The organism is Actinoplanes octamycinicus (assembly GCF_014205225.1).
GTDB classification, from domain to species: Bacteria; Actinomycetota; Actinomycetes; order Mycobacteriales; family Micromonosporaceae; genus Actinoplanes; species Actinoplanes octamycinicus.
This window is the reverse complement of the sequence record NZ_JACHNB010000001.1, coordinates 5,710,503-5,727,298: the sequence shown is the minus strand read 5'-3', so window position 1 is coordinate 5,727,298 and position 16,796 is coordinate 5,710,503. Positions and strand designations below refer to the sequence as shown.

14 protein-coding genes are annotated in these 16,796 nt (G+C 71.0%); 6 read left to right on the top strand and 8 right to left on the bottom strand.

Translation table 11 applies throughout. The annotated features are described in order from the left end of the window. Positions 1–36 precede the first annotated feature (36 nt). The 7 genes from BJY16_RS25085 to BJY16_RS25055 all read right to left on the bottom strand — a co-directional run bounded on the left by BJY16_RS25085 (position 37) and on the right by BJY16_RS25055 (position 8,573). Positions 37–3,102 carry a hypothetical protein gene (locus tag BJY16_RS25085; protein ID WP_185042016.1) on the bottom strand — a complete coding sequence of 1,022 codons (3,066 nt, stop codon included), beginning with the start codon at positions 3,100–3,102 and terminating at the stop codon, positions 37–39. Next, positions 3,102–4,778: an Hsp70 family protein gene (locus tag BJY16_RS25080; protein WP_203758924.1), complete on the bottom strand. Its 1,677-nt coding sequence runs from the start codon at positions 4,776–4,778 to the stop codon at positions 3,102–3,104. Before BJY16_RS25080 ends, BJY16_RS25085 begins: the two co-directional genes overlap by 1 nt. A 6-nt stretch (positions 4,779–4,784) precedes the next feature. Then, positions 4,785–5,321, bottom strand: a complete 537-nt coding sequence (gene grpE, locus BJY16_RS48550) for a nucleotide exchange factor GrpE (RefSeq protein ID WP_185042015.1) — start codon at positions 5,319–5,321, stop codon at positions 4,785–4,787. Between the two features lie 168 nt (positions 5,322–5,489). Further along, entirely contained in the window at positions 5,490–6,194 is a 705-nt protein-coding gene (locus tag BJY16_RS25070) for an anti-sigma factor (RefSeq protein ID WP_185042014.1), read from the bottom strand. Next, on the bottom strand, positions 6,148–6,726 hold the full coding sequence (locus BJY16_RS25065) for an RNA polymerase sigma factor (protein WP_185042013.1): 579 nt from the start codon (positions 6,724–6,726) through the stop codon (positions 6,148–6,150). The genes BJY16_RS25070 and BJY16_RS25065 overlap by 47 nt, the downstream gene beginning before the upstream one ends. A gap of 79 nt (positions 6,727–6,805) precedes the next feature. Next, positions 6,806–7,339 carry a GNAT family N-acetyltransferase gene (locus BJY16_RS25060; protein WP_185042012.1) on the bottom strand — a complete coding sequence of 178 codons (534 nt, stop codon included), beginning with the start codon at positions 7,337–7,339 and terminating at the stop codon, positions 6,806–6,808. A gap of 13 nt (positions 7,340–7,352) precedes the next feature. Beyond that, positions 7,353–8,573: an MFS transporter gene (locus BJY16_RS25055; RefSeq protein ID WP_185042011.1), complete on the bottom strand. Its 1,221-nt coding sequence runs from the start codon at positions 8,571–8,573 to the stop codon at positions 7,353–7,355. A 116-nt stretch (positions 8,574–8,689) separates the two neighbouring features. On the opposite strand from BJY16_RS25055, the gene BJY16_RS25050 reads away from it, so the two are divergent. The 3 genes from BJY16_RS25050 to infA all read left to right on the top strand — a co-directional run bounded on the left by BJY16_RS25050 (position 8,690) and on the right by infA (position 12,131). Continuing rightward, entirely contained in the window at positions 8,690–10,252 is a 1,563-nt protein-coding gene (locus BJY16_RS25050) for a GGDEF domain-containing protein (protein ID WP_185042010.1), read from the top strand. A 584-nt stretch (positions 10,253–10,836) separates the two neighbouring features. Then, a complete protein-coding gene (locus BJY16_RS25045) occupies positions 10,837–11,910 on the top strand; it encodes a GNAT family N-acetyltransferase (protein WP_239177012.1) in 1,074 nt (357 codons plus the stop codon). Further along, the gene (gene infA / locus BJY16_RS25040) at positions 11,907–12,131 is read left to right on the top strand and encodes a translation initiation factor IF-1 (protein ID WP_185042009.1); all 225 of its coding nucleotides are present in this window, start codon (positions 11,907–11,909) and stop codon (positions 12,129–12,131) included. The genes BJY16_RS25045 and infA overlap by 4 nt, the downstream gene beginning before the upstream one ends. Positions 12,132–12,296: 165 nt before the next feature. Here infA and BJY16_RS48545 read toward each other — a convergent pair whose 3' ends face one another. Then, positions 12,297–13,505 carry a PucR family transcriptional regulator gene (locus tag BJY16_RS48545; RefSeq protein ID WP_185042008.1) on the bottom strand — a complete coding sequence of 403 codons (1,209 nt, stop codon included), beginning with the start codon at positions 13,503–13,505 and terminating at the stop codon, positions 12,297–12,299. A gap of 64 nt (positions 13,506–13,569) precedes the next feature. On the opposite strand from BJY16_RS48545, the gene BJY16_RS25030 reads away from it, so the two are divergent. From BJY16_RS25030 to BJY16_RS25020, 3 genes are read left to right on the top strand one after another with little or no spacing between them, the layout of a single operon-like run. Next, on the top strand, positions 13,570–15,057 hold the full coding sequence (locus BJY16_RS25030; protein WP_239177010.1) for a flavin-containing monooxygenase: 1,488 nt from the start codon (positions 13,570–13,572) through the stop codon (positions 15,055–15,057). Next, complete coding sequence (locus BJY16_RS25025; protein ID WP_185042007.1) at positions 15,054–15,896, top strand: SDR family NAD(P)-dependent oxidoreductase; 843 nt, start codon at positions 15,054–15,056, stop codon at positions 15,894–15,896. Before BJY16_RS25030 ends, BJY16_RS25025 begins: the two co-directional genes overlap by 4 nt. A gap of 9 nt (positions 15,897–15,905) precedes the next feature. Continuing rightward, positions 15,906–16,766, top strand: coding sequence for an NAD-dependent epimerase/dehydratase family protein (locus BJY16_RS25020; RefSeq protein ID WP_239177008.1), 861 nt, complete (start codon positions 15,906–15,908; stop codon positions 16,764–16,766). The last annotated feature ends 30 nt before the right edge of the window (positions 16,767–16,796 follow it).

The following is a 16,796-nucleotide window of genomic DNA, read 5'->3' as shown; positions in this document are numbered from 1 at the left end:
GACGGCCCCGGCCCGGCACCACCGGAGCCGAGGCCGTCACAGCACTACCCGCCGGCTGGTCAGCGGCGGGTCTTGGACCTCCACCACGAAGCCGGGCTCCGGCCGGGCGAACAGCCGCAGGTGCCCATCGACCAGATCGGCCCGTTTGATCTGCAGTTCCACGCTGGAGCTGCCACCGGGGTACGAGCAGACGGTCACGCCGTCGTCCGGCCCGGCCGGCTCGCCGTCGCCCCGCAGCACCACGACGACGGCCGGCAGCGGGCCCCCGCCCGCCGTGCTGACGTCGATGTCAACCCGCGGGCCGAGGAACCTCCGCACGTTCACCGAGTAGCGCACGACCAGCGGCACCGCGGGCCGGGCCAGCATGGTCGCGCCGGCCGACGCGACCACCGGCCAACCGCCGGACGGTATCGCCGCGTGCACGGCCACGTGCACCGCCCGACCGTCGGCGGGCACCTCGATCGGATAGCCGTCGCCCGCCAGCTGTGCGGCGGTCACCGTGGCCTGATCGGCCCCTTCGCCGGGCGGGCCGAGCCGGCTCCACCGCACCACGGCCGTGGATACGCCGACCGGCCAGTCGAAGCCGAGCCGCAGCCGGCCATCGCTGTCGTCGATCACCCGCAGCCGGCCGGGCGTCTCGGCCGCCACGTGCGTGAGGTACGCCCCGAGCGCGATATCCGGCCCGGACACCGTCACCGCCCGGTAGGTCACCAGGCCGCGCCCGGAGTCGTCGACGACCTGCTCAGCACCCTCGCCGACCGGGCGGGCGCCGGATGCCTCGAGTTGACGCAGCGTGCGGCCCTCCGGGGGCCTGGTGCCGGCGGTCGCGTAGACCCGCACCGTGCCGGCCGGCGGGCTGTCGTAAGAGATCACGGTCCGCCCGTCGCCGCCGGTGACCACCCGCAGCTCACGCACCGGCTCCGGCGCCGGATGGACGGTCATCACGGCCTCCCGGCCAGCCGTCCGGGTCACCGTGCCCACCCGGTCGCGGTAGGCCAGACAAACCCGGTACCGGTACGCCACGCCGAGCTCCACGGTTTCGTCGAAGTACCGGCCGGCGGCCGCCGGCCGGAACCGTTTGACCGGCCCGCCACCGTCGGTCTCCGCGTCCAACCGGCGCTCGACCAGCACCTCCGCGGCCCCCAGGTACTCAGGCGGCCACTCCAGCTGGACGGCACGCCGCCCGACCGCCGTGGCGTGCACCAGCAGCACATCGCGGGTCACGAACCAGGACGACCCGACGTCGACGCTCGGTGAGACCCGATCACCGTCGGCCGCGGTGACTGTGTACCGCACGACCGTCCCGCCCGGCGCGCACGCGTCCCGCACCCGCGTACTCTTGGTCCGGCCCACCGACGTCACTTCGGCGAGATGCTCCGGCCACTCGACGTGCCGCTGCACGTGGTAAACGACGTCCGGCGACGCGCCGCGGACCGGACGCCAGGACAGCTGCGCGGCGTCCTCGGTGACCACCAGCTCCGGGCTCTCCGGCGGGCGCAGCGGAATCCTGGCCAGCGCGTCGATCGCCTCCGGGCAGTCCGGGTTGGCCGTCAGCAGCCGCTGCAGCTCCTCCTCCCTGGACTCGGCCGGGAGCGCCGCGGCCCGCCGGACCGCGGTGATCGCCGCGCGCTGAGCCTCCTCGATCTGCTTCAGCCGGGCGGCGGCGGACCACGGCGACGCGGGTTCCGGCGAGACGACGTCGCCGGCCTGCGTGGTCAGCCACTGGGCCGCGGTCATCGCACTCCACCAGGCGCCGCGCCGGATGTCGGCAAGCAGGGCGGTCCAGCGCCGGCCTGCTTCGGCGTGGCGCTGCTCCGCCTCCGCGATCAGCGCGACCAGGCCGCGGGAGGCCGCCGGATGATCCCTGAGCGGGTTGATATCCAACGCCAGCCGGTATGCCTGAGCCGCCCGCCCCTCGTCGAGGGCCTGACGAAGCGCCGGCGCGATGGTCTCGGCCAGGCGCAGTGCGGCTATCGGGGCGGTGCAGCGCGGGCAGATCTCGGCGGCCCGCGGGATCGACTCGCCGCAGGCCAGGCAGCCGACGTACAGCAGCTCGGCGCAGTACACGCAGGTGTCCTGCCCGTCGGCTGTCTGCGGTCGTCCGCAGGCGCCGCACACGATCAGCCGCACCGCGATGTTCACCTCGACCGCGAGTTTCTCGGCGGCTGCGGCCGCTCGGACCAGACTGGTCGCTTCGTCCTGCTCGATCCCCCATCGCAGCTGGACGATCCGGCCGACCATCGCCTCCACCTCGTCCGCGTGCAGTACCCCGGTGAGCTTCGCCCGGCGGCGCAACTCGGTGGCGAGCATGTCCTGAGCGTCGGCGCGAACGCTGGCCGCATATCTCTCGATGCCACCGTCGACCAGCAGCCGCAGCTTGACCTCGGTGAGAACGTCGTGGGTCCGGGTCGCGATCGGTGTCTCCCGCACCATCGAGAGCCGCTGACGCGACAACTCCTCGTGCGCCGCCTCCAGCGCCGCGCGGGACGGCGCCGACGGAACAGCGAGAAAGGTGAACAGGGTCCGGTAACGTCCGGCCCGCGGCTTGTCGATGCGGGCCAGCTCGTCCAGGGCGGACCGGATCCGTCGGCGCACCATCGTGTCCCAGGGCTGGGCGGCCGGCAGGCGGTCGGCCACCGATTGCCGGGACAACCACGTCGCGAACCCCGACCGGCTCATGCCCTCCTCGATGGCTATCGATTCGAGGACCTTCACCTTGTCCCGGTGGAGCGCTCCGTGCTCCTTGCGCAGCAGGCCGGCGAGCCGGTCCAGCTCGGCTCGCGCCGCCTGGTCCTCTGCCGCTCGCCGCTGCCGCACCCGGGCCGCCGCGCCGACTCGGCTAGCGGCCGGACCGAGAAGCCGCCGGTAGGCTTCCTGGTTCCTCAGCAGCTCGCCGGTGACCACGCGGTAGGCGAACTTGGTCTCCTCCTTCCGCCAGAAGGCCACGATGTGGTCCAGACCCTCGGCGACCTCTTTCGTCGTCGCGTCCAGGCTGATCGCGCAGACCAGGAAGGGGTCGCCGTCCTGCGGATCGGCCAACGTGCCGTCCCGCTGCAGCCGAGAGAGCACCCGGGCGCGATAGTCCTCGGGGTCGAACCTCATCACTCGCGTTGCTTCAGCTCGTCGACCTTGGCGCGCTCGACCTCCCGCATCGCCGCAGACGCGGCGCCGACCTTGATCGTCAGCACCAGCGGCTCGTTGACCGCGCGGTGGCGAGCGGTCACCGTGATCACCTGGTCGGTGCCCATGTCCAGCCGCACATCGACCGGCGTGTCCTTCGGCCATCCGTGCGGAACTCCGGTGATCTCACCGCTGATGATCGCGGTATTGGCGTCGAGGCCCTGCGACTCGTCCCCGCTGTTCTGCTCGAACACCTTGATCAGCACGGCGGTCTGGTTGTCGGCCGAGGTGTAGAACTGTTGCTCGACGCTGATCGGCAGCTCGTCCTGCGCGTGCGCGAGGAACTCCACGCGGTGCTCGCCGCTTTTCCGGTCGAGCACCTGCACCCCGAAACCACGGCTGGTGACGTTGCTGATCTGGGTGGCCACCAGGTCACCGACCTCCTCGCGGCCCATGGCGCGCTCATCGGCCGTGACCCGGAGCACCTCCGCCAGCGTGGCCGGATCGGCGTCCTCCAGTTGCTCGTCCTCGGTCAGCGCGCCACGGCTGCGAAGGCTCTCCAACACATAGCTCTCCAGCTCACGCTTCTGCCCGAAGATCGCCGCGCCTTTGGCCACCGCCAGGTCCGGGTCGGTGAGCCTGGTGTCGATCCCGAATTCCGCCTGGATGCGTTGTTTCACCGCCGGGCTCTTGCTCATGCCACCGACCAGCAGGATCTGGTCGACGGCGGTCACGCCCTTCGTCGCGGCTTTCTCCAGGACCCGGCGCGTCAAGTCGATGGTGCGGTGCAGCAGGCCCGCGGTGAGTTCCTCCAACTCGTCACGGGTCATCGTGATCTCGGCCTGCACCCCGTCGTGCTGCACCACGGCGAGGTACGAACTTCGCTGACTCAGCGACTGTTTCACCTCCTCGGCCAGGTTCATCAGGTGCTGGGAGCCCACGGCACTGTCGGAGGGTCGTCTCGCGTCCGGATGGATCTCGGCGAACCTGTCAGCCAGGAACGCCGCGATCGCCTCGTCCCAGTCGACGCCACCAAGCTTGGGGTCGCCGTCGGTGGCGACCACCTGGATTTTCTTCTCCGCCAGACGGATCACGGTGACGTCGAACGTGCCGCCGCCCAGGTCATAGACCAGGACAGTCTGTGCGGTGTTCCCCTCCTGGAGGAATCCGTAAGCGAAGGCCGCGGCGGTCGGCTCGTTGATGATGTCGATGACCTTCAGCCCGGCCAGTTCACCCGCGAACTTGGTGGCTTCGCGGAACTCGTGCCCGGTATAGGCCGGCACCGTGATGACCACCTCGGTGACGGTGGCACCGCTCTGATCCTGCTCCGCCACGTCGCGAGCCAGGCTCTTGAGCACCTGGCTGGAGATCGACGGAGCGGCGTAATCCGTGCCCCAGGCGCGGAACCGCCAGTCGGGATCACCCATCTTCCGTTTGACGACGCTGGCCACCTCGTCCGGGTGCACCAGGGCACTGCGTTTCGCCTGGAGACCGACCACCACCTCGTTGTCCTCGGTGAACCGCACCACGGACGGCGTCGTCGCCTGGTTGTCCCGGTTGTTGTAGACGACGGGACGACCCCACTTGTCCATGGCCGCGATACACGAATAGGTGGTGCCCAGGTCGATGCCGAAGACTTTGCCCACACTGATCTCCATGAGCCGCTACTGAGCTGTCGCCGAATCCGCTGGTCGGGCCAGGCGATACACCTCCACCTGGGCGACGCGGAGCACCGTTGTGGAGCGCCGGAAGCCGGCCCTGCGCAAGCAGGCGATCGTCCCGGCAGCGTCCGGCTCGACAGTGTCGACGGGGATGCCCTCCTGCCACTGACCGTCGAAGGTCTCCCCGGGCTCCGGCTCGTAGACGGTGACGCCGTTCATGTCGAGGATCTGCACCAGTTGGCGGATCAGCATCGGCGTCGTCTCGTCGCCGGCCGGGGCCGCCGTCATCAGGTCGTAGAGTTTGATGTAGCCCTGGAACAGCGGCCACATCGCCTGGGTGAGCTGGTCCTTGCGGAGTTCGTCATTCTCCCGGTGCAGCTGATCGACGAACTCGGCGTCCCGCTCGCGTAGCCGGCGGAACTCGTCGGCCTTCTCCACGTACCCGGCCAGCCCGTCGAGCCTGGCCCGGATCTCCGCCAGGGCGTCCGGCGCCTCGCCAACGTCCGCGTCCTCTGTGATGGTCTCCTCGGGCGTGGTCACACGCGCCTCCCTGTCGCCGGCAACCGGATCTCGACTCGCACCGATGTCACTGGTCACTGACGGACAGATTACTGAGCGCTACCGCCCGGAATGCAGTACCGGAAACGGCCCGACCGGCCACCCCGACGATCTGTCCGGGGTGGCCGGTCGGATGGCCGATTCCGGCACCTAGTTGGTGAGGGTGCCGCGGAGCAGGCTGCGGCCGGAGTGCGCGGCGTCGCCGTCGTGCGGCTCGTCGCTGATGTCGACCAGGCGGTACCGGTTCAGGTCGGTGCCCGGCGGCACCGGCAGCACCGCGTCCGCCCGATCGGTCAGGTTGCCGAGCGCCACCATCTTCGTCAGGTCGTCCGGGTCGATCAGCCAGACCTCGTGGAAGCCGGTGGTCAGCGGCAGGTTGCGCACGTCGATGCGCATGTCGCCGTCGGTCAGCACCGTCACACTGCCGCCGGCCGACGCCGGGACGGTGGGCAGCGGGCTGAGCGTCGCCCGGGCCGCCACCTGCTTGGCCGGGGGCCGGGACACGAACCGGTCGACGACCACCGTGCCGGCCACCGCCAGCACCACGGCCGCGGCCGCGGCGAGGACCGGCAGCATCCGGCGGAGCCGGCTCCGCCGGCCGGCCAGATCGATCACCGGGGCCGGCCGGGGCGCCGGGCCGGCGATGTCCGCCTCGATGGCGTGCCAGATCCGCTCCGGCGGGGGCGGCAGGTCACGCAGCTCCTCGGCCTGCGCGCCGAGGTCGGCCACCGTCCGCAGCGCCTCGAAGTCGTGCCGGCAGCCGGCACAGCCCATCAGGTGTTCCGCCTCGGCGGTCTCGGTCTCCTCCTCAGAGAGCGCGAGAAGGACCAGCCGATCGGGATCCAAATGCTGCACCGTCCACCTCCCATCGACGTCGCAGGTTGGCCATTCCGCGGCGGATATGGCTCTTGACGGTACCGAGCGGCAGCCCGGTGACCGCCGCTATCTGGGGATGCGTGAGGTCGTCGAAGAACGCCAGCTCCAGGGTGCGGCGTTGCTCGTCGGGCAGCCGGCCCAGTTCGTCGGCGACCACGAGACGGTCGACGATGCGTTCCGGCGTCTCCCGCTCGTCCGAGGGCGTGAGCTGCGCCCGTACCGTCTCGGTCAAGCGGTCGTCACGCGCCGCGGACCGGATGCGGTCGACGGCCTTGCGCCGCGCGATGCCGAGCAGCCAGCCCAGCAGCGTGCCGCGCTGCGGATCGAACGTGTCCCGCCCGCCCCAGGCCGCCACAAAGGTCAGCTGGGTGACGTCCTCCGCGTCCGACCGGTTGCCGAGCAGGCGCTGCGCCAGATAGAGCACGGCCGCGCCGTGCCGGTCGTAGACCGTCCGCAGCGCTTTCTCGTCGCCGTCGCGCCATCGCTCGGCGAGCTCGTCGTCGGAACTCAATCGACCTCCCTCCCGCGCACAGGTTCTCCCCCGTGCTTCGCTCGGCGCGACCCGGATGGATGCACCTGTGCGCGGAAAATCAGAAGTCGAACTCGCTCCTGGCGAGCGCGTGCACGGCGACCGGCTGCTGAACGCCGGGGACCACGGTGCGGAATGCGTACCGCAGACCGATCTTCTCCATGACCCGGCCGGACCGCACGTTGTCGATGTGCCGGATGCTGATGACCCGGTCGAGGTCGCACTCGCGGAACGCGAAGTCGAGGGCCGCCGTGGCGGCCTCGGTCGCATATCCGCGGCCCCAGAAACGGCGGCCCAGCCGCCAGCCGATCTCCACGGCCGGCAGCACCTCGGGCAGGAATTCCGGAATCGCCAGACCGGTGAATCCGGCCAGCTCACCGGTGTCGGCGATCTCGACGGCGAACAGGCCGAAACCGTTCTCCTGCCAGCTGCGGGTCCATTTCGCGAGATTGTCGGCGGTGGTGGCGCGATCGCGCACCGAACCGTCGGAGATGTAGCGCATCACCTCCGGATCGCCATTGACCTCGGCCATCGGCTCGAGATCGTCCTCCCGCCAGCCGCGCAGGATCAGCCGGTCCGTTTTCACGACCTTCATCTTCGGTACGACCTCAAGCGACTCGATCGGACTTCGTCACCGTATCATCCTGCCGCACGCCGCTCCCGGGCAGCGGACGGACACTCGTGGCGATCAGCACAGCGACGGTGAGCAGCGCGGCCACCACGATCAGGGCGCGCAGCACGCCGACGTGGTCGCCCAGGAAACCGATGGTCGGCGGGCCGCCGAGGAACGCGCAGTAACCGATCGAGGCGATCACGCTGACCCGGGCGGCCGCCATCCGCGGGTCGTCGCCGCCGGCGCTCATCCCGACCGGGAAGCCGAGCGAGGCGCCCAGGCCCCAGAGCAGCGTGCCGAGGTAGGCGTAGGCCGGGGACGGGCCGAACACGAACAGCGCCACCCCGGCGATGCCGATCAGCGCGAGCACCCGGACCACCGGGGTGCGCCCGTAGCGGTCCAGCAGCCCCGGGCCGAACCAGCGGCCGACCGTCATCGCGGTCAGGAAGCCGGCGAAGGCCAGCGTGCCGAGCGTCGGCGAGACGTGGTGCCCGTCGATCGCGGCGACGCTGATCCAGTCGTTGCCGACCCCCTCGGTGAACGCGAACGCCAGCACGAACAGGCCGATCAGCAGGGTGCGCGGCTCCTTCCAGGCGGCCAGCGCGCTGACCCGCGGGGTCTCGCCGGCGGCAGCCGGCTCGGCCTGGTCGTGGTCGGCGACGAAGTGCCGGGCCTGCCACACCACTGCGGCCACCACGAGCACCGCCACCCCGATCAGGTGCGCGGCCACCGAGACGTGCGCGGCGACCATGGCGGCGCCGGCCAGCGCCCCGGCCACCGTGCCGAGGCTGAACCCGGCGTGGAACCGCGACATGATCGACTTGCCGAGGCGGCGCTCGACGACGGTGCCCTGCACGTTCATCGCCACGTCCCAGGCGCCGTTGGCGAAGCCGAGCAGGAACAGGCCGATCACCACCGGCGGCACCCCGGCGTGCGAGCCGAGCGCGGCGGTGGTCAGGCCGACGCCGAGCAGCACCGCCATCGACATCACCGTGCGGGACGAGCCGATCCGGGTGACCACCGGGCCGGACAGCGGCAGGGCCAGCAGCGAGCCGGCCGCGATCGCGAGCAGCACCAGGCCGAGCCCGGCGGCGTCGAGGCCGAGCTGGTCGCGGACCTGCGGGATGCGCGAGGCCCAGCTGGCGAAGGCGAACCCGGAGCCGATGAAGGCGGCGTAGGTTGCCGTGGTGGCGGCCCTGATTGATTGTTCCGGCATGTGTACGAGCGTACATAGCATGCGTACGGCCGTACATAGGTCCGCCGGTTTCCCCGGCGGAACTCTCAGACTCCTTCCGTGCCGGTCGATGAGAGGACCGGATCCGGGGAGGTGGCATGACGATCGGCGGCAAATCCGTGCGCCCGGATCCGGTGCTGCTCCTGCTCGTCGTGCTGACCGTCGCGGTGGTGCCCGGGTTCGGGTTCAGCGACGCTCCGGAACGGGTGCTGCTCTCCCTCTACTGGGCGATGATGCTGGTCTTCCAGGCGGCGTTCGCGGTGTTCGCGGGCCGGTTGTCCCGGCGTTTCCAGGCCGGGGCGACCGATGACGTGAGCCGGGCCGGGCGGCGGTTCTGGGGGTACTGCGCGTTCGCCTTCGCCGTCATGGCGCTGGGCAACGTGGTGCAGGTGGCCGAGGTCGTCTCCGGGCCGCTCGACCGGGCCGCCTACATGGGGTCGGGCTTCCTGCTCGGCACCATCGTGGCCGGCATTCTGCTGATCACCGCCGGTCTGCTGCGTTACCCCGGCTTCTCCTCCCACGGGCGGGCCCGACTCCGGGTCGACGCCGCCACCGTGCTGGCCGGGGCGGCCACCTTCGGCCTGCTGGTCGTGCAGCTGCCGGCATCCGTCTCCGGGGGCGCCTGGGTGCTGGACTTCGCGCTCACCATGCTCACCCAGTCGGTCCTGTTCCTGGTGCTGCTGTTCGGGGTGGTGCGGCTGGGCCTCGGCGGGGTCAGCCCGTTCAGCCGGCGGGTCGGACTGATCCTCGGGGTCGCCGCGGTGACCCAGGCGGTCACCCAGGTCCTCCCCGAGTCGCTCTACGTCTCGGACGGCCACCCGAACTTCGCCCTCTACGGCGCCAACCTGATCGGTTGCGGACTGGCCGCGATCGGCGCCCGCCTCCAGGACCGGCCGGCCGCTCCCCCCGAGGTGGCGACCACGGCACGGCCCGATCACCCCTTCAGCCGTCTTCCGTACGCCGCGATGGCCGCCACCTGGGCCCTGTCCGGAGTAATCCTGATCGGGCAGGGCCTGACCTGGCGTTGCTGGGCGGTGCTCGCCGGGACCATGGTCACCACCATGCTGATCATCTGCCGTCAGCTGCTCGCCTTCCAGCACATCAACCAGCTGCTCGCCGAGCGCGACGAGCTGACCGCCCGGCTGACCGACCTGGCCTTCCACGACGGGCTCACCGGGCTGGTCAACCGGACCGGGTTCATGCGGACGCTGACCGGCAGCCTCTACGGGGACGCGCCGACCACCGTGCTGCTGATCGACCTGGACCGGTTCAAACCGGTCAACGACACCTTCGGCCACGCCACCGGGGACCGTCTGCTGGTCGAGGTGGCGGCCCGGTTGCGCGCCCGGGTCGGGGACGGCGGCACGGTGGCCCGGCTGGGCGGCGACGAGTTCGCCGTGCTCGCCACCGGGCTCTCCGGGCCGGAAGCGGCCGCGCTCGCCGGCCGGTTGCGCGAGGCCCTCTCCGGCACGGTCCTGATCGGCGCGGCCGAGCTGTCCCTAAGCGCCAGCGTGGGCGTGGCCACCGGCACCGGCGCGGACTACGACCCGGACGCCCTGCTACACGCCGCCGACATGGACATGTACCAGCACAAGCACAGCACCCGCCCCACCCAGGACACCGCAACCCGGCGCCCAGCCCGCCAGCGCACGTCGTCATAGCGCACCGCCGGTCGCCGCCCGCCGACCTCTGCTCCCCACCAGCCTCTCCGCGACGCCGGCCGCCCCCTCCCCGGCGGCGTTCCCCTCCGCGCGCTCTTCCTTCACACTGCGTGCCACCCGCAGGCCTTCTCCCTCACGGCCTCCTCCCTTCGCCCGCCCACTCCCGCGCTGCCTCCCCCTCACGGCCTCCTCCCTTCGCCCGCCCACCCCCGCGCTGGCTCCCCTTCACGGCCTCCTCCCCCTTCGCGCGCCCGCTGCCGCGCTGCCTCCTCCCGCACGGCCTCCCCTCGCCCGGCCGCCCGCCGTCGCGCTGCCTCCCCCCTCACGGCTTCCTCCCCTCGCCCACCCGCCACCGCGCTGCCCCCCCCTCACGGCCTTCTCGCGGCATGGCCTTCTCGATAAATGGTTGGACGGGTGGGGCGGCGCGCGGATAGCCTGCCGTCGGCCGTGGCACGACTTGAGGGGGTGAGCACCGTGAACGATGTTTCGATGTGGGTGCTCCCCTCGTCGTCACGGTTCGGCGACCTGACGTAGGTGTCGCCTCGGAGCGCCGCATCCAGGTTCTCCGGAAAGGCGACACCACCATGGAATCCGCATTTCTGACCGCGGTCACCCAGGTCTCCGAGCGGCACTGGCACGCTCTGGACGACGACCGGGTGGTCGGCCGCGGCGAGGTCACCCACCGGCCCGACGGCCGCCGCTTCCTCAGCATCGACGCCTGGCACGACAGCGTCTTCGACCAGCTGGCCGAGGCCATGCTGACCCGGCTGCCCCGGCCGCTCTACACCGTCGTGGACGAGGCCGACCTGGACCTGCTGTCCAGCTGGGAACAGCTCGGTTTCGGCCCCCGCCGCCGAGAGTGGGAATACGTCATGCCCACCGACCCACAACTCACCGGCCTCGACACCAACCCACCGGCCCGCACTCTCCCACTCACCGACCCACGGTCCACCGAACACAACCCGGCGCCACCGGCGGCTCTCACCATCCCGCCACCCGACACACACCTCCTCGGACACACCCCACCGCCACCGGCAACTCCCACCATCCCGCCATCCGACGCACACCTCCTCGGACACACCCCATCGCCACCGGCAGCTCCCACCATCCCGCCACCCGACGCACACCTCCTCGGACACAACCCGACCCCACCGCCGGTGCACAGCGCCCCTTCCACCAACCCACGGCTCACCGGAAACAACCCGACACCGCCGGGAAACGCCGGCGCGCGGCTCGGCGGGCTCACCGTGCTGCCGGCCGGCCAGGCGGAGGCAGGAGCGCTCCGCGAACTCGACCAGGTCATCCGTGACCAGGTCGAGGCCACGCTGGGCTGGCAGAACATGCCGGCCGAGGTGCTGTCACCGCCACCGGACCCGGCGCGGTACGTGGTGGCTGCCGAAGCCGGCCGGTATGTCGGGCTGGCCCGGGTGGCACCGCTCCCCCGGCAACCGCGGATCGGGCTGATCGCGGTCCGGGCCGACCGGCGTCGCCGGGGCATCGCCCGGGCGCTGCTGGCCGAGGTGCTGGGCGCAGCCCACCGGCGCGGCATCGCGACCGCGTCGGCGGACGTGCACCAGGCCAACCACCCGGCGATCGCCCTCTTCGAGAGCGTCGGCGCCCGGCGGGCCGGCAGCAACCTCGAGCTGGTGCTGCGATGACCAGGGAGAACGGCGGCATCCAGCTGGAGGGCACGGTGGTCGAGTGCCTGCGCAACGCCACCTTCCGGGTCGACCTGCCCAATGGTCACCAGGTCCTGGCCCACATCAGCGGCAAGATCCGGAAGAACTACATCAAGATCCTCCCCTTCGACCGTGTCCTCGTGGAGGTCTCGCCCTACGACCTGACTCGAGGCCGGATCCTCTACCGATACCGGAACTGACCCGCTGACACCGGGGTGCCGAGCAGTCGGCGGCACCCCGGTGTCAACCCCGGCCACCCGCGGGCTCCCGGCGGCACCCCGGTGTCAACCCCGGCCACCCGCGGGCTACCGGCGGCACCTCGGTGTCAGCCCCAGCCACCCGCGGGCTGCCGGCGGGATCGGCGGTCAGCCGCGCCAGCGGAGCACCTCCAAGGCGGCGCCGACCGCCAGGACGTTGTCGGCGAGCGGCTGTGGCAGCAGCTTGTCGGCGCGGGCCAGGCGGCGCAGGACCGTATTGCGGTGGGTGAAGAGCCGCTCCGCGGTCCGGCTCATGCTGCACTGCTCGCGCAGGTAGGTGGCGACCGTCTCGCGGGTCTCCGGGTCGGCGTGGCGCAGCTCGCCGAGGGTGTCGGCGAGAAACTCGTCGGTCTGCGCCGGCTCCGCGGTGAGCAGCGCGACCAGCTGGATCTCGGTGTACCGGGCGACCCGCTGCGGCGAGGTGAGCCGCATCAGCATCCGCTGGGTGGCCACCGCGTCGAGGTGGCTGCGCCGGAACCCGGCCACGTCCGCCCCCGGGCGGCCGATCGCGACCCGGACCTCCGGGTCCTCCCCGTCCGGGGTGAGCACCGCGCCGACCGGCAGCCACAGCCACAGCACCCCGGCGCCGGCCACGATCGTCAGCCGGTGCGCCGCCCCGCTGCTGCGCATCAGCTCCTCGGCCGCTGCCTCCAGCCGGTCCGGCGCGGCGGTCGCGGTGGTCCAGACGATGGCCGCGGTGTGCGGGCCGGTCAGCCGGTAACCGAGCTGCGCCTCGGCCCGGGCCCGGCTGATCGGCGCGCCCTCCAGCAGCAGGGTCACCGCGGCCCGCCGTTCGGCGTGCGCGCCCCGGGTCAGCTCGGCCCGCTCGCTCTCCATCCGGGCGGACACCGCGGCGATGGTGTCCTCGATGAACGTCGAGATCGACAGGCTGGAGATGTCGAGCAGCGCCCGCAGCTCTCCCGGCTCGGCGTCCAGCGTGAAGCAGATCTCCATCCACCGCCGCCAGGCCACGCTCTGCCCGGTCCGGTACGAATCCAGCGCCCGCTGATCCAGCCCCCGGCGCACCAGGTCGCGGGCCGTGTCCAGCACCTCCGGGCCGAGGTTGGCCGGCACCCGGGCGCCCGGGTTGCGGACGTTGGCCGCGATCCACTGCCGCAGGTTCGCCACGTTGGCCCGGCGCACCGCGGCGACCAGCACCGGGTCCTCGGCGACCGGCCGCATCCGCTCGCCGCTGAGCGACGCCTCGTGCAGGCCCTCGATCCAGTCGGCGGGCGGCTCCAGCGCGATCTCGGCGCCTCGCCGGAACAGCTCCGCGACGCGGGACGGGATCTCGGGCCATGCGGCACTCTGCACCATATCGTGATGATGATGGTGCGTTTCGCGCTAGCGCAACACCGCCCGGACACCGATTCTTGACAGCGTGACCACCGTTGAGCACCTGGACGTGCTGATCGTCGGCGCCGGCATCTCCGGCATCGGTGCCGGGCGTTACCTGAAGACCGAGTTGCCGGGCAAGTCCTTCGCCATCCTGGAGGCCCGCGCGGCGTCCGGTGGCACCTGGGACCTCTTCCGCTATCCCGGCATCCGCTCGGACTCGGACCTGCACACCTTCGGTTACGAGTTCAAGCCGTGGCGGGACGAGCAGTCGATCGCCGACGCGCCGCGGATCCTCGATTACCTCCGCGAGACGATCACCGAGAACGGCCTGGACCGGCACATCCGTTTCCACCACCGGGTGCTGGCCGCCTCCTGGTCGTCCGAGCGGGCCCGGTGGTCCGTCGAGGTGGAACGCGCCGACACCGGCGAGCGGATCACGCTGACCTGCGGCTGGCTCTTCTCGGCCAGCGGCTACTACCGCTACGACGAGGGCTTCACCCCGGATTTCGCCGGCCGGGACGATTTCCGCGGGCAGATCGTGCACCCGCAGCACTGGCCCGAGGACCTCGATTACGCCGGGAAGCGGGTGGTGGTGATCGGCAGCGGCGCCACCGCGGTCACCATCGTCCCGGCGATGGCCGGCGAGGCCGCGCACGTCACCATGCTGCAGCGCACCCCGACCTACATCATGCCGGTGGGCCGGAAGGACCCGATCGCCAACGCGCTGAAGAAGTACCTCGGGCCGGAACGCGGTTACGCCTGGACCCGTCGCAAGAACATCGCGCAGCAGAAGGCGATCTGGTCTTTCTGCCAGCGTTACCCGAAGGCGGCCCGCAAGGTGATCCGCTGGGTCAACGCCAAGCAGCTGCCGGCCGGTTTTCCGGTGGACGAGCACTTCAACCCTCCTTACGACCCGTGGGACCAGCGGCTGTGCGCGGTGCCGGACGGCGACCTCTTCAAGGCGATCCGACGTGGCCGGGCCTCGGTGGTCACCGACCGGATCACCCGGTTCACCCCGACCGGGCTGTTGCTGGACTCGGGCAAGCATCTGGACGCGGACATCGTGGTGACCGCCACCGGCCTGAACGTGCAGGCTTTCGGCGGGGTGCCGGTCACCGTGGACGGTCGTCCGGTGGCGCTCCCCGACACCGTCTCCTACAAGGGGATGATGCTGTCCGGCGTGCCGAATTTCGCCTACGCCATCGGTTACACGAACTCGTCGTGGACATTGAAGATCGGCCTCCTCTGCGAGCACTTCTGCCGGCTGCTGCGGCACATGGAAGCGCAGGGGTACGACATCTGCCGCCCGGAAGTCGCCGACCCGGACATGCCGACCCGCCCGTTCCTGGATTTCGGCGCCGGATACATCCAGCGCGTAGTCGGCCAGCTGCCCCGCCAGGGCGCCCGGATGCCGTGGCTGACCTCGATGGACTACCAGTCCGACGTGAAGTTGCTGCGCGCCGACGATGTCACCGACCGTGAGCTGCACTTCGATCGTGTGGCCGCCCTCACGCAGGGAGATTCGCTGTGAAAGACAAAGTCGCTGTGATCACCGGCGCCGGCTCGGGCATCGGCCGTGCCCTCGCCCTGGAGCTCGCCCGCCGCGGCGCCCGCCTGGCGCTGAGCGACGTCAACGACGCCGGCCTGGCCGAGACCACCGAGCAGGTGAAGGCCCTCGGTGCCGAGGTGCACACCGCGCACCTGGACGTGACCGACCGGGAGGCCGTGGTGGCCTACGCCGGCACGGTCGCCGGCCACTACGGCGTGGTCCACCAGATCTACAACAACGCCGGGATCAGCGGCGGCGGCCGCACCATCGTGGACAGCGACTGGGCGGCGATCGATCAGACCCTGGCGGTCAACCTGTTCGGCGTCATCCACGGCACCAAGGCGTTCCTGCCGCACCTGATCGCCTCCGGCGACGGGCACGTCGTGAACATCTCCAGCCTCAACGGGATCATGGCGCAGCCGACGCTGGGCGCCTACTGCGCCAGCAAGTTCGGGGTGCGCGGGTTCACCGAGGTGCTCCGTACCGAGATGATCAATGGCGGTCATCCGGTCAAGGTCACCGTCGTGCACCCGGGCGGTGTGAAGACCGACATCGCGTCGGCGACGCTGCGAATGGCGCAGACCGAGGGCTACGAGGTGTCCGCCGCGGAGAAGGCGCGGATGCGCACCTACAACGAGAAACTGCTGAAAATGCCGGCCGAGCAGGCCGCCCGGATCATCGTGGACGGCGTGCAGAAGGGCGCGCCGCGGATCCGGGTCGGCAACGACGCGAAAATGGCCGACCGCCTGGTCCGGTTCCTGCCCCGCTACTACCCGAAGTTCGTCGTCAACCTGGAACGCCGCCTCTTCGGCAAGGCCTAGTCTTCAGCAGTGGCACGTCATTTCACGAAAGGCTCCAGCATGCGGATCGCGGTCACCGGTGGCACCGGCAAACTCGGCCGGGCGGTCGTCGCCGATCTGCGGGAACACGGCAACGAGGTGGTCAACCTGGATGCCGCCGCGCAGCGCCCGGACATCCGGATCGACCTCACCGATTACGGGCAGACGATCGAGGCGCTCACCGCGATCGACGACCGTTACGACGGGATCGACGCGGTCGTGCATCTCGCCGCGATCCCGGCGCCCGGCCTGACCGCGAACGCGGCCACCTTCCAGAACAACATCACCGCCACCTACAACGTCTTCGCCGCCGCCAAGGCCGCCCGGATCACGAATGTGGTCTGGGCGTCCAGCGAGACGCTGCTCGGCATCCCGTTCGACACCCCGCCGCCCTACATTCCGCTGGACGAGGAATACCCGGCCCGGCCGGAGTCCCGCTACGCCCTGGTGAAGCATCTCGAAGAAACGATGGCCGAGCAGTTCTGCCGGTGGGATCCGGCGCTGAAGATGGTCGGCCTGCGGTTCTCGAACGTCATGGAACCGGCCGACTATGCCGAGTTCCCCTCCTTCGACGCCGACCCGCTCCTGCGGAAATGGAATCTGTGGGGTTACATCGACGCGCGTGACGGCGCCCAGGCGGTCCGCAAAGCGCTCGCCTATCCGGCCACCGGCGTGGAGATCTTCATCATCGCGAACGCGGACACGGTGATGAGCCGATCGTCGGCGAGCCTGGCCGCCGAGGTCTATCCGGACGTTCCGGTGACCAAGGAACTCGGCGAGCACGAGACGCTGCTCTCCATCGACAAAGCGCGCCGGCTGCTCGGTTACGAACCGGAGCACACCTGGCGCTGATCAGGACTCCGGCGCCACAGGGCTGGTGGC

Excerpts from the sequence above, each read along its gene's own strand:
- BJY16_RS25060 (WP_185042012.1), bottom strand. The coding sequence starts at position 7,339 with ATGAAGGTCGTGAAAACGGACCGGCTGATCCTGCGCGGCTGGCGGGAG.
- BJY16_RS25045 (WP_239177012.1), top strand. The coding sequence starts at position 10,837 with ATGGAATCCGCATTTCTGACCGCGGTCACCCAGGTCTCCGAGCGGCAC.
- BJY16_RS25085 (WP_185042016.1), bottom strand. The coding sequence starts at position 3,102 with ATGAGGTTCGACCCCGAGGACTATCGCGCCCGGGTGCTCTCTCGGCTG.
- BJY16_RS48545 (WP_185042008.1), bottom strand. The coding sequence starts at position 13,505 with ATGGTGCAGAGTGCCGCATGGCCCGAGATCCCGTCCCGCGTCGCGGAG.
- infA (WP_185042009.1), top strand. The coding sequence starts at position 11,907 with ATGACCAGGGAGAACGGCGGCATCCAGCTGGAGGGCACGGTGGTCGAG.
- BJY16_RS25050 (WP_185042010.1), top strand. The coding sequence starts at position 8,690 with ATGACGATCGGCGGCAAATCCGTGCGCCCGGATCCGGTGCTGCTCCTG.
- BJY16_RS25055 (WP_185042011.1), bottom strand. The coding sequence starts at position 8,573 with ATGCCGGAACAATCAATCAGGGCCGCCACCACGGCAACCTACGCCGCC.
- BJY16_RS25080 (WP_203758924.1), bottom strand. The coding sequence starts at position 4,778 with ATGGAGATCAGTGTGGGCAAAGTCTTCGGCATCGACCTGGGCACCACC.